The following is a 13,040-nucleotide window of genomic DNA, read 5'->3' on the forward strand; positions in this document are numbered from 1 at the left end:
CGCGGGTAAGACCCGGGAAGCTCGTCTTCCACTGCAACAAGCCAAGCAGTCGCGTTCGTCCCGGCAGGACTTTGGGAACCTGGTGAAAGCCAGCAATTCTGAAACGGGCGCATTGATGAACAGCAAGCGGTCCTACCTCGATACACTCAACGCCGGCAGGCAGCGCAGGCCGCACACGACGCTTGAAGAGCTCAACCGTTCCCTGGAAACGCTGGAGCAGCGACTGGAGCGGACGCGCGAGGAGACTGCAAGCCATCCCGGTCCACGCCGACCAGCGGCAGAACCGCGCTATCCTAGTGCCCAACCCTATGGCCAGCAGCGCCGGTACGAGGACCCACGCGACGCGCAGCGGCCGAAAGGTCCAGCGGCGGCCGTCGACCAGAACTACCAGGCGATCGCCCGCGATATCGACCGGGTGCGCGGCCAGGAGGACGGCGTCGCCCTAGCCGGCAAGATCGCTGGCGAATTGCGCGGCCTGCGCGAAGAGCTTCGCCAGCAGATGACCTCCGGCCTGCAACGCGAGTTCGACGCACTGCGCAAGAATATCGAGCGAGCCTACCAGTCAAATGGCGGCGGCAAGGGCAGCGCCGAACTCGGCGTCGAATTCGAGCGGCTTTCCGGCGCCATCCAGACGCTGGCCGAAAAAAGCGACGACAGAAGCGTCAATATGTTGCGGCTCGAGCTTGAGCAGGTCAAGGCAGCTCTCGATACGCTGGCGCGCGACGAGAGCGTGCAGGCAGTGGGCCGCCGCTGGGACGATTTCGACCGCCGCTGGAGCGCCTTCGAGGACCGCGTCGACGCCGATCAGCGCAAGCGCTCCGACGCGCCCGGCCTGTCGGCGCTGACCGAGCGACTCGAACAGATCAGCAATGCCGTCAGCAATCTGCCGGAATCGCTGTCGCTGCGCTCGCTGGAGGAAAAGGTCCGCATGCTTGCCGGAGCGGTCGACCATTTCGCCCGCCAGCAGGACAATCGCGGCAGCGACACATTCAGTCAGATCGACGAGCGGCTCGACGAGATTTCCCGCGCGATCGTCGCCTCGACGGTTGCCGCGCAAGCCAATTCGTTCGACCCCGAGCCCTTCGAACGCATCGAGAAGCGGATCGATTCACTGGCCCAGCAAATCGAAGAAGTGTCGCAGGATCGTCCGGGCCGGGAGGTCATCGACCGTCTCAACACATTGTCGAGCCGCGTGGATGAGCTGGCCGGCCGAGCCAATCTGCCGGAACAAGCTATGGAGCGCCTTGCCAGGCAAGTCGCGCTTATCGCCGACAAGATCGACCATGCACCTGCCATGCCCGACGCCGACTACATCTTCCAGGGGCTCGAGCAGCGCTTCGATGTGCTGTCCAGCATGATGGAACGTCGCCAGGGCGACGCCATCGAACAAGGCAACATGCTGTTTCGCGACCTTGAGCGCCGGTTGGACGAAGTCGCCGACAGGCTGGATCAGCGCATGCCGCAGGTCGACAGCGCCGGCGTCATGGATGCCATCGACGCCCGCTTCACCGCGCTGGCCAAGCGGATGGAGACGCGCGTTCCAGATCCCGCCAGCGAGGCGGCGATCCGCGGCCTGGAGAGCCGGCTCGAAGACATTTCAAGCCGGCTGGATTCGTCCGCGGCACAGGTCGCCAGCATCGACCCGGCGTTGATCCGCAGCCTCGAAGCGCAGGTCGCGGGCCTGACGGCGCATCTTTCCAAGCCCGGCACGCCGCTGCCGGAATTCGACGACATCAGCCCGCGCCTCAACGAGATCGAGAAGTCGCTGGCCGGAACCCGCGATTCCATCCTCGGCGCGGCGCGCGAGGCGGCCGAGAGCGCCGTCCGCTCGCTGGCCGGATCAAGCGCCAACACGGCGGCCGTTACCGGCCTCGCCCAGGACCTGAAGACGCTCGAGGCGCTGACGCGCCGTTCGGACGAGCGCAATTCAAGGACGTTCGAGGCTATCCACGACACGCTGCTCAAGATTGTTGACAGGCTAGGTTCACTGGAGACCGGCGAACCGGCAAGCGCAGAGTTGAGCAAACGCTTCGGCCGGGCATCCAAGATCTCGGTGCAGGACGCACCGTCGATGGACATCGACCAGCCGCTGCCGTTAACGGGCAACATGGCCGATCTGGACGGTCGCACCGCGGCGCTCGTGCGCGACGAGCCAGGTCCGCGTACGCCGGCCGCGGCGGCCGCGGCAGCCGCCCTGGCGGCCCTCGGTTCAGACACGACGCATGAAAAAACCGAGCACGGCGGCGGCAGGAAATCGATGTTAGGCGGGCTGGCGCGCGCCTTGAAGGGCAAGAAGGAGGCCGAGATGCCGCCGCTTGCCGGCTCGGCGTCGAGCGTCGAAATACCGAGCGTCGATCTGGACGAGCCGCTCGACCCCAAGGTCGCCAATCGGCCATTGGAACCCGGCTCCGGCGCCCCCGACCTCAGCGCCATCATGAAACGTGTGCGCGACGAGCGCGGGCAGCCGGCCCGCGAAGGCGGCGCCGAAGCGGCGAAATCGGACTTCATCGCGGCAGCCAGACGGGCTGCGCAAGCGGCGGCCGCCGAGGCGGACGCCCTTAAGCGCCAGTCGACGATGAAAGGCCCGGTCAAGGCGCTCAGGATAGGCGACCTGCTCAAGGCGCGGCGCAAGCCGATCCTGATGGGGGCAATTGCCATCATGCTGGCGCTTGCCGGCCTGCAACTGGGCAAAGCCTTCTTCTCCGATCCGGTCGAAGTCGCCAACAATGACGCGGCGCCGGCTGTGGCCGCACAGCCGGTGGAGACTGCATTGGCCAGCGTTGCCAGCGAACCGAAGGCGGACGCGCAGACGGCAGCGCAGGATAGCGCGCCGTCCTCCATCGTCAGGCAGGCAGAGCCGTCCGCAGCGACGACCAAGGACGACACGGCGGCGCAAACCGGCCCCGCCACACCGGCAACCGAGGCATCGACAGCCCCCGCGGCAGCCCCTGACATGGCGGCGCCAGACGCCACGGCCGCAGTGCCCGCACCGGCAGCGGCGACGGCCAGCGACGCCGAGCCAATGGCTGCCGCGCCTGCTACCACCACAGCTGCGACGCAGGACACGACGGGCACGGTGCCGCCGGCAGATGCTGCCGCGGCAAGCGTTGCCAAGATCGAGGTTCCGGCCGGTGTCGGTCCGGCCGCCCTGCGCGATGCAGCGGCCGGCGGCGACGCCAAGGCACTGTTCGAGATCGGCTCGCGCTACGCCGAGTCGCGCGGCGTCAAGGAAGACATGGCAGCGGCGGCCAAATGGTACGAGAAAGCTGCCGATCTCGGTTTCGCACCGGCAGAATACCGCATCGGCAATTTCTACGAGAAGGGCATCGGCGTCGCACGCGACATCAAAAAAGCGAAGACCTGGTACCAGCTTGCCGCAGAGCAGGGCAACGCCAGCGCCATGCACAATCTGGCCGTGCTGTTTGCGATGGCGGCGGATGGCGTGACCGACAATGAATCGGCAGCGCGCTGGTTCCAGGCGGCGGCGGACCTCGGCGTCAAGGACAGCCAGTTCAATCTCGGCATCCTTGCGGCGAAGGGCGTCGGCATGAAGCAGAACCTCGAGGAGAGCTACAAATGGTTCGCGCTCGTCGCCAAGACCGGCGACAAGGATGCGGCGGCCAAGCGCGACGAGATCGCCAAAGCCCTGAGACCCGAGCAGCTGGAGCGTACGCGTGCCGCGGCCGAGCTGTGGAAGGCCAAGCCGCTCGATCCAGCCGCCAATTCGGCCGACATTCCTGAATCGTGGCAGGACGGCACACCGCAGACGACGGCCGGCATCGACATGAAGAAAGCGGTCCAGAACATCCAGCGCATCCTCAACAAGAACGGCTACGAGGCCGGCAATCCCGACGGCATGATGGGCCGGAAAACCAAGAACGCGATCATGGCCTTCCAGACCGACAACGACATGAAGGCAACCGGCGCGATCGACGAAAAGCTGGTCAAGGCGTTGCTCGCGCGCAAATAACGGCGGATGCGTCGTTTCCGCGACGCCCTTGCCACAGATTTGCCTGTTAACTGATTGAGTTGTTTTTTGTTTCGGCGGTGCGACGAAGTTTGACTTCACCGCCCGGCCGGCGCAAGAACGAGATAGCCTTCTGGCGCAAAATGCCCGCAACGGTTGCATTCGCCAGGAGGCAAACTGATCGAGACTGACGGGTGGGCATCTATCTCCCGATCGCGGAAATTTCCGTTAACGTCTTCGTGCTGCTGGCCATGGGCGCAGCGGTGGGTTTCCTGTCGGGCATGTTCGGCGTGGGCGGCGGCTTTCTCATCACGCCGCTGCTGATCTTCTACAACATACCGCCCGCGATTGCGGTCGCCACCGGCGCCAACCAGGTCATCGCTTCCTCCTTCTCCGGCGCCCTGTCGCACATGAAGCGCGGCACGCTCGACTTCAAGCTCGGCGGCGTGCTTTTGGCCGGCGGCATCGTCGGCTCGACCGGCGGTATCTATGTCTTTGCGTTCCTGCGCCGACTCGGCCAGCTCGATCTGTTCATCTCGCTGCTCTACGTCGTGCTGCTCGGCACTGTCGGCGGGCTGATGCTGGTCGAGAGTATCAATGCGCTGCGCGTCACCCGCAGCGGCGCCGCACCGGTGTTGAAGAAATCCGGCCAGCACAACTGGATCCACCGCCTGCCGCTGAAGATGCGGTTCAGGGCCTCGAAGCTCTTCGTCAGCGTCATTCCGGTGCTTGGGCTGGGCGCGGCGATTGGCTTCCTATCGTCGATCATGGGCGTCGGCGGCGGCTTCATCATGGTGCCGGCCCTGATCTACCTTTTGAAAGTGCCGACCAACGTCGTCATCGGCACCTCGCTGTTCCAGATCATCTTCACCTCGGCTTACACCACGCTGGTCCACGCCACCACCAACCAGACGGTCGACGTCATGCTCGCCTTCCTGTTGATGGCAGGCGGCGTCGCCGGCGCACAATATGGCGCCAAGGCCGGTCAGAGGCTGCGGGGCGAACAACTCAGGGCGCTGCTGGCGCTGCTTGTGCTGGCGGTCGCCATCCGGCTCGCCATCGATCTTTTCGTCACGCCTCCCAATCTCTATTCGCTGTCCGGCGTGGGCCTGAGCTGATGGCTGGCTTGAGGACGCTCGCGGCCGCCGCCTTGCTGTCGCTGCTGGCCGCGGCGTCAGCGGCGAAGGCACAGACGCCACTAACCGAAAACATCCAGATCGGCCTTTCCACCGACAATGTCTCGATTACCGCCGGCTTTTCCGGCGCCGACCTGACCATCTTCGGATCGCTGGAAAATGCCGATCCGCTTGTCGCACGGCAAGGGCGCTACGACGTGATCGTTGTGCTGGAAGGCCCGGCCCGACCGGTCGTCGTGCGCCGCAAGGACCGGGTGCTCGGCGTCTGGGTCAATCTGGAGTCGGAGACCTTCGAAAACGTACCTGTCTCCTATTCTGTGGCGACGACGCGGCCGCTGCAGGACGTCACCGATCCGAACAGCTACAAGCAGCTGTCGCTTGGCGCCTCCAACCTCTATTTGCAGCCGGCCGACGCCGAGGACAGCCCGGCGACAATCGAGGAGTTCACCGCCGCGCTGCGCGAGCGCAAGGCGGCAACAGGCCTCTACAGCGAGAATGTCGGCGGTGTGCAGTTCCTGTCGCAGAACCTGTTCCGCGCCACCGTCAGGCTCGCTCCCAACGTTCCGGTCGGCACCCACAAGGCGCGCGCCTTCCTGTTCAAGAGCGGCCTGTTCATCAAGGAAAGCTCCGCCCAGCTCGAAATCCGCAAGTCCGGTTTCGAACAGTCGATCTTCCGCGTCGCCCACGACTACTCCTTCCTCTACGGTGTCTTTGCCGTATCGCTGGCCATGCTGACAGGCTGGCTCGGAAGACTGGTCTTCAGGAAAGACTGAACTCTCGTAAAAGTGGTTTCCCTTTCCGAGGGTATGGGCTAGACCGCGATCCCCGGTCCGACCGGGCACGAGCTGCTGCTCCCCAAATCAGAATATAGGAACGCACGATGCGACCAGCATTTGCCGGTATCGACTTCGGCACTTCGAATTCCACCGTGAGCGTGGTCAGGAACGGGCAGCCGCGGCTGGTGGCCTTGGAAGACGGCCAAGTCACTCTGCCCAGTGCGGTGTTCTTCAATTTCGAGGACAACCGCACCTATTTCGGGCGACGCGCCGTCGCCAACTATACGGACAGTATCGAAGGCCGCCTGATGCGCTCGCTGAAGAGCGTTCTCGGCAGCTCGCTCGCTCACGAAAAGACGCGCATCAAGGCGCGCTCGATCGGCTTCATGGAAATTGTCAGCCTATTTGTCGGCCACCTGAAAAAGAAGCTCGAAGAAAACGCCCTCGACACAGTCGAAAGCGTCGTAATCGGGCGGCCGGTACAGTTCGTCGACGACGACGCCGGGGCCGACGCCGAGGCCGAGCACGAACTCGAAAATGCCGCTCGCGCTCAGGGCTTCAAGCACATCGCCTTCCAATTCGAGCCGATCGCGGCGGCACTCGACTACGAACAGAAGGTGACGCGCGAGGAACTGGCGCTGATCATCGACATGGGCGGCGGCACGTCCGATTTCTCGATCGTGCGGGTCTCGCCCGAGCGCGCCCGCTCGCTCGACCGCAAGGACGACATCCTGGCCAGCCGCGGCATCCACATCGGCGGCACCGACTTCGATCGGCTGCTGAGCATCGCCCATGTGATGCCTCAGCTCGGCTATCTGACGTCGACTAAGGATGGCAAGCGCAATCTGCCGGCGAGCTACTTCATCGACCTGGCGACATGGCAGCGCATCAACCTGGTCTATACCGCAAGGGCGATGACGCATCTTCGCCAGATCCGCTACGAGGCAGAGCGCGCAGACCTGGTCGACCGCTTCATCCACATCGTCGAGCATCGTTACGGCCACGCGCTGGCGGCGCTGGTCGAAAGGGCCAAGATCGAGCTGACGGATCGATCGTCGGCCGGTATCGAGGTCGCGCTACCGGAGGTGAGGTTCACGGCAGAGATCACGCGCGAAGGTCTCGAAGCCACTATCGCTCGGGATATTGAGCGCGTTGCAGGTACCGTCGAGCAGACCGTCCGCGACGCGCAGGTGAAGCCCTCCGACATCACGGCGGTGTTCCTGACCGGCGGATCGACCGCGATCCCGCTGGCCAGGCAGCAGATCCTGGCTCTGGTGCCGCAGGCGTCGGTTATCGAAGGCGATGTGTTCGGCTCAGTCGGGCTTGGGCTGGCGCTCGACGCACAGCGGAAGTTCGCCTGATCGGCTTAAAGCGGCGCGGCTCTCTCAGCTTTGCCGCCGAGATGCGCCTTGAGCGCCATCTGGGCCAGGCTTGGCTGCCGGTCGCGATGCGTGATCATGGCAAATTCGCGCTTCGGCAGATCGATCGGCACGGAACGCAGACTGCCTTCGGCGACCGCGCGCGCGACGACGAGTTCCGAAATGATGCTGGCGCCGGCGCCGGCCTCGACCGCCTGGCGAATAGCCTCATTGCTCGGCAATACCAGGAATATCTGTAGGTCCGCGAACGAAATCCCGTCGCGTCGGGCAAGGTCCTCCAGCGCCTCGCGCGTGCCCGACCCGCCTTCGCGAATGATCCAGCGAAGCCCGCCAAGGTCGGGATGCCCAGGCGAAACTTCCGCGATCTCAGGGTGCGAGCGCGCCACGACCAGCATCATGCGATCGATATCGACCTTGGCACGCCGCAAAATGTCGGATTCGGTGCGCCCCTCGACCAGGCCAAAATCGGCTGCGCCATCAAGTACATTGGTCTCGACCTGCCTGGTGTTGCCAATGCTCACGCTCAGCCTGACGGCAGGATAGGCTTCGTGGAAAGAAGCGAGCCGGCGCGGCAGCCAATAGCTGGCGATGGTCTGGCTGGCAGCGATCGAGAGACTGCCTGATATCGTCTGCGAGACATGCTCCAGCACGTTGTGGGCGGCCGCCGCCCGCTCGAGAACCGCCTTGGCCTCCGGCAGGAACCGGCGTCCGGTCTCGGCGAGCTCGATATTGCGGCCCACTCGGTTGAACAACTGCACGCCGTGCTGCTGTTCGAGCGAGCGGATGGCGGCGGACGCGGCCGACTGTGAAATGCCTAACAAGTCGGCCGCTTTGGTCATGTGCGCCCGTTCGGCGACGGCGACGAAGATCCGCAATTGGTCCAGAGTCATGCCAGCATTAAGAAGCAAATCCGATTGGAATTACAAGAGCAAGTTGTTAGACAGATTGATTGCTTTGTTCTAAATTTTAGCCCGAAATTGGAAAAAAGTCGCGCCAGAACAGTCGAGGGTAGAAATTGGTGAGGCTGTTCAAATCCGTGTTTACGCACTGGACCCGCAGCCTGCGGTGGCGGCTCGTCGGTGAACGCTATCGGCCGGAACAGCATTACATGCGCGGCCCAGGCCCGAAGACGAGAGCCAAGGCCGCGGAACGCAACAACATCGCCGGATCATGACCAACAAACCGCTGCGCGGCGCCAACTCAGCACCATCCCAACGGCCGCTTGCCGATACGCGCGCGCCCGCCGAAGGCGACGGCGTCGATACTTCGCCTGATGTCTCCGACAGCATCGCCAAGACCACCTGCTATATGTGCGCCTGCCGCTGCGGCATCGACGTCCACATCAAGGACGGCAAAGTCCGCTACATCAACGGCAACAAGGACCATCCGGTCAACCGTGGCGTGCTGTGCGGCAAGGGCAGCGCCGGCATCATGCAGCACTACAGCCCGGCTCGGCTGAAAAAGCCGCTGCTGCGCACCGGCCCGCGCGGCTCGGGTGAGTTCCGCGAGATCGAGTGGGAGGAAGCTTTGTCGATCGCGACGAAGCGGCTTTCGAATATCCGCCGAACCGATCCGAAGAAACTCGCCTTGTTCACCGGGCGCGACCAGTCGCAATCGCTGACCGGCTGGTGGGCGAGCCAGTTCGGCACACCGAACTTTGCCGCCCATGGCGGCTTCTGCTCGGTCAATATGGCGGCCGGCGGCCTCTACACGATCGGCGGCTCGTTCTGGGAGTTCGGCGAGCCCGACTGGGACAACACCAAATACTTCATGCTGTTCGGGGTTGCCGAGGATCATGATTCCAATCCGATCAAGATCGGTCTCGGCAAGCTCAAGGCACGCGGCGCCAAGGTGGTCTCGATCAATCCCTGCCGCACCGGCTACAACGCGATTGCCGACGACTGGATCGGCATCCGGCCCGGTACCGACGGCCTGTTCGTGTTTGCGCTCGTCCACGAATTGCTTAAGGCCGGCCGTGTCGATCTCGACTACCTCTTGCGCTACACCAACGCCCATCTTCTCGTCATTCAAGAGCCTGGTGCTGCCGATGATGGGCTGTTCATGCGCGACGGCGACGGCAATCCGCTGGCTTGGGACAGGGTGGCGAAGATGCCAGTCAATGCCAGTGACGCCGACGCGAAGCCCGCACTGACCGGCAGCTTTCTCGTCGACGGCCGCCGTTGCGTGCCGGTCTTCCAACTCGTCGCCGACCGCTATCTGGATGAGAGCTATTCACCCGAGGCGGTCACTGACCGGTGCGGCATCTCCGCCGATACCATCCGCAGGATCGCCGCCGAACTCGCTCATGTCGCCTTCGAACAGCAAATCGAATTGCCGGTGGCGTGGACGGACTGGGCCGGCCGCCGGCACGAGACCATCAAGGGCCGACCGGTGTCGATGCATGCGATGCGCGGCATCTCGGCCCATTCGAACGGTTTTCACTCTTGCCGCGCCATTCATCTGCTTCAGGTGCTTCTCGGCACGGTGGACGTGCCGGGCGGCTTTCGCTTCAAACCGCCTTATCCACGGTCTGCACCGCCGGGTCCGAAGCCAGCCGGCAAGAATGTGAAGCCGATGACGCCGCTCGAGGGCATGCCGCTCGGTTTTGTCTGCGGACCGGGGGACCTGCTGATCGACGAAGGCGGCAAACCGATCCGTATCGACAAGGCCTACTCCTGGGATGCGCCGCTGGCCGCACACGGGCTCATGCACACGGTTATCCGTAACGCCTGGGCCGGCGATCCCTACACGATCGACACTCTGTTCATGTACATGTCCAACATGGCTTGGAACTCGTCGATGAATACCGTCGAGACGATGGCCATGCTGACCGATATTGATGCGTCGGGTGAGTACACGATCCCGTTCATCATCTATTCCGACGCTTATTATTCCGAGACCGTACCTTTTGCCGATCTGGTGCTGCCGGACACGACCTATCTCGAGCGTCATGACTGTATCAGTTTGCTCGATCGGCCGATCAGCCACGCCGACGGGCCGGGCGACGCCATCCGCCATCCCGTCGTCGAGCCGGATCGCGACGTCAGGCCGTTCCAGACGGTGCTGATCGAACTCGGCGCGCGGCTCAGCCTGCCCGGCTTCGTCGACGACGATGGTTCCGCCAAATACCGCGACTATCCCGACTACATCGTCAATCACGAGCGCACGCCAGGTGTCGGTCCGCTCGCCGGCTGGCGCGGCAAGGACGGGGCCTCGGTCGGCAAGGGCGACGTCAATCCCGACCAGTTGCAGCGCTACATCGATAATGGCGGCTTCTGGCACCAGGATTTCGCCGCCGATCAGCGCTACTACAAGATGGCCAACCGCTCCTATCTCGAATTCGCCGAGAGCATGGGCTTCATCCCGAAGGCCGAGCCGATCGTCTTCCAACTCTATTCCGAGCCGATGCAGCGCTTTCGCCTTGCGGCGCGCGGCCATGGCGGGGTGCTGCCGCCGGAGGCGGAGCGCAGCCGTATCGAGACCTATATGGATCCGCTGCCGTTCTGGTACGCGCCCTTCGAAGAGGCTGCAGTCGATAGCCAAGCCTATCCGCTCCACGCGCTGACGCAGCGGCCGATGCACATGTACCATTCCTGGGGCGCGCAGAATGCGTGGCTAAGGCAGATCACCAGCCAGAACCGGCTGTTCGTGCACAATCGGACCGCCGCCAGCCTCGGGCTTGTCGATGACGACTGGGTGTGGATCGAGAGCATCAACGGCAAGGTCAAGGGGCAGATCAGCCTGATCGACGGCGTCAACGCCGATACGGTGTGGACCTGGAACGCGATCGGCAAACGGCGCGGCAGCTGGGGGCTCAAGGATGACGCGGCCGAATCCAATCGCGGCTTCCTGCTCAACCACATCATCGGCGACCAGACCTCTGCCGATGCGAATGGCAAACGCTATTCGAATTCCGATCCTGTCACCGGCCAGGCGGCATGGTTCGACCTGCGCGTGCGCATCGTCAAATGCGCGGCCGAGGAAGCTGGCTTCACCGAGCCGCAATTCGAGCGGTTCCGGCAGCCGCCACACTTCGAGCCCTCGCCCGACAAGCTCAGTTTCGGCGCCGAATTCCGTCGGGAGAGAGAAGCTGCCGAATGACTTGCCTTCCCGCCCACACCGACAAAAAGCTCGGCCTGGTCATCGACCTCGACACCTGCGTTGGTTGCCAGGCCTGCGTCACCGCCTGCAAGGAATGGAACACCGGCGGCCATATGGCGCCGCTAACCGACATCGACCCCTATGGCGGCAATGTCGACGGCGTCTGGTTCAACCGCGTGCACAGTTATGAGCACATGACCGAGATGGGTGGGCGCACGGTCAATTTCCCGCGCTCCTGCCTGCACTGCGAGACACCGGCGTGCGTCACGGTCTGCCCGACCGGCGCCTCCTACAAACGGGCGTCGGATGGCATCGTGCTGGTCGACGAGGACAAATGCATCGGCTGTAAATTGTGCAGCTGGGCCTGCCCCTACGGCGCGCGCGAATTCGACACGGATGTCGGCGTGATGAAGAAATGTACGCTGTGCGTCGACCGCATCTATAACGACAATCTGGCGGAGGAAGACCGCGTGCCGGCCTGCGTTGCCGCCTGCCCGACCAGCGCGCGGCATTTCGGCGATCTGGGCGATCCGGCATCGGCTATCTCGCAACTGGTGGCGGAGCGCGGCGGTGTCGACCTGATGCCGGAGATGGGCTACAGGCCGACCAACAAATATCTGCCGCCACGCGCCCACACCAATCGCGCCGCATCGGTGCCGGCACAGGCGCTCCAGCCGATGCGAGCCGAAGGCGGTTTCCTTGGCTGGGTCGACCGCATGCTTTCGAACTGACCCGCGCCTTCATGCATCCAGCCTTCTCCGTCGTCTTTTTCACCACCGCCACGGGCGCCGGTTACGGCCTGCTCGCGCTGCTTGGCGTGTTGGCCGGACAGGGCTTTATCCCGCCCGATTTCTGGCTTGGCCTCACCGGCATGGGGCTGTCGCTCGGCCTGATCTCGGCAGGCCTGCTGTCCTCGGCCGGCCATCTCGGCCGGCCCGAACGCGCCTGGCGTGCCTTCTCGCAATGGCGTAGCTCATGGCTGTCGCGCGAAGGCGTTGCCTCGGTCGCCACCTTCGTGCCGGCGGGACTGTTCGGTATTGGCTGGGTGGTCCTCGGCCGTACGAGCGGCTGGGTGGCTGTCGCCGGGCTGCTCGCTGCCATCGGCGCGGTCGCAACCGTCTGCACCACCGGCATGATCTACGCGTCGTTGAAGCCGATCGCCCAATGGCACAGCCGCTTCACCCTGCCCGGCTATCTGATCTTTTCGGCGATGACCGGCAGCGTACTGCTCAACGCCCTGCTGCAGGGATTTGCGGCAGGCTCGAATATGCTTCTGGCGGCTGCCCTGTTGCTGACCGCGCTTGGCTGGGGTTTGAAGCTGGCGACCTGGCGATACAATGATAGGCTGGAGATCCCGACCAATGCCAACACCGCAACCGGGCTTTCCGGCGGCACGGTGCGGTCGATGGAATGGCCGCATACCGAGGAAAACTATCTGCTCAAGGAAATGGGCTTTCGCATCGCACGCAAGCACAGCGCAAAGCTGCGGCTGATCACCCAGGCTCTGGCCTTTGCCTTGCCCGCTTTGCTGCTGATTGCGGCGTTTGCCTTGCCGTGGCCCTTTGCGGCGGCTTCGTCGATACTCTCCGCAATCGCCCAACTCGCCGGCATGCTGGTGGAGCGCTGGCTGTTCTTCGCCGAGGCCAAGCACACTGTTACCCTCTATTACGGACGATAGGGC

Annotated in this window: 8 protein-coding genes; 7 read left to right on the plus strand and 1 reads right to left on the minus strand. The window is 64.0% G+C overall.

Annotated elements, in window-relative coordinates:
- Positions 1-115 precede the first annotated feature (115 nt).
- The 4 genes from X760_RS56165 to X760_RS56180 all read left to right on the plus strand — a co-directional run bounded on the left by X760_RS56165 (position 116) and on the right by X760_RS56180 (position 7,240).
- Entirely contained in the window at positions 116-3,970 is a 3,855-nt protein-coding gene (locus X760_RS56165; protein ID WP_023719514.1) for a peptidoglycan-binding protein, read from the plus strand.
- Between the two features lie 191 nt (positions 3,971-4,161).
- The gene (locus X760_RS56170) at positions 4,162-5,085 is read left to right on the plus strand and encodes a sulfite exporter TauE/SafE family protein (RefSeq protein WP_023719515.1); all 924 of its coding nucleotides are present in this window, start codon (positions 4,162-4,164) and stop codon (positions 5,083-5,085) included.
- Positions 5,085-5,876: a TIGR02186 family protein gene (locus tag X760_RS56175; protein ID WP_023719516.1), complete on the plus strand. Its 792-nt coding sequence runs from the start codon at positions 5,085-5,087 to the stop codon at positions 5,874-5,876. Before X760_RS56170 ends, X760_RS56175 begins: the two co-directional genes overlap by 1 nt.
- A 107-nt stretch (positions 5,877-5,983) precedes the next feature.
- Positions 5,984-7,240, plus strand: a complete 1,257-nt coding sequence (locus tag X760_RS56180; protein ID WP_023719517.1) for an Hsp70 family protein — start codon at positions 5,984-5,986, stop codon at positions 7,238-7,240.
- Between the two features lie 5 nt (positions 7,241-7,245).
- Here X760_RS56180 and X760_RS56185 read toward each other — a convergent pair whose 3' ends face one another.
- Entirely contained in the window at positions 7,246-8,148 is a 903-nt protein-coding gene (locus X760_RS56185; protein ID WP_023719518.1) for a LysR family transcriptional regulator, read from the minus strand.
- A 280-nt stretch (positions 8,149-8,428) separates the two neighbouring features.
- Here X760_RS56185 and X760_RS56190 point away from each other — a divergent pair, with 280 nt between their 5' ends.
- The 3 genes from X760_RS56190 to X760_RS56200 are packed head-to-tail and all read left to right on the plus strand — an operon-like array spanning position 8,429 to position 13,037.
- On the plus strand, positions 8,429-11,359 hold the full coding sequence (locus X760_RS56190; protein WP_023719520.1) for a molybdopterin oxidoreductase family protein: 2,931 nt from the start codon (positions 8,429-8,431) through the stop codon (positions 11,357-11,359).
- Positions 11,356-12,090, plus strand: coding sequence for a 4Fe-4S dicluster domain-containing protein (locus X760_RS56195; protein WP_023719521.1), 735 nt, complete (start codon positions 11,356-11,358; stop codon positions 12,088-12,090). The genes X760_RS56190 and X760_RS56195 overlap by 4 nt, the downstream gene beginning before the upstream one ends.
- An 11-nt stretch (positions 12,091-12,101) precedes the next feature.
- Positions 12,102-13,037 (plus strand): DmsC/YnfH family molybdoenzyme membrane anchor subunit, encoded by a 936-nt coding sequence (locus X760_RS56200; RefSeq protein WP_023719522.1) that lies wholly within the window; start codon positions 12,102-12,104, stop codon positions 13,035-13,037.
- The last annotated feature ends 3 nt before the right edge of the window (positions 13,038-13,040 follow it).

The organism is Mesorhizobium sp. LSHC420B00 (assembly GCF_000503055.1).
GTDB lineage: Bacteria > Pseudomonadota > Alphaproteobacteria > Rhizobiales > Rhizobiaceae > Mesorhizobium.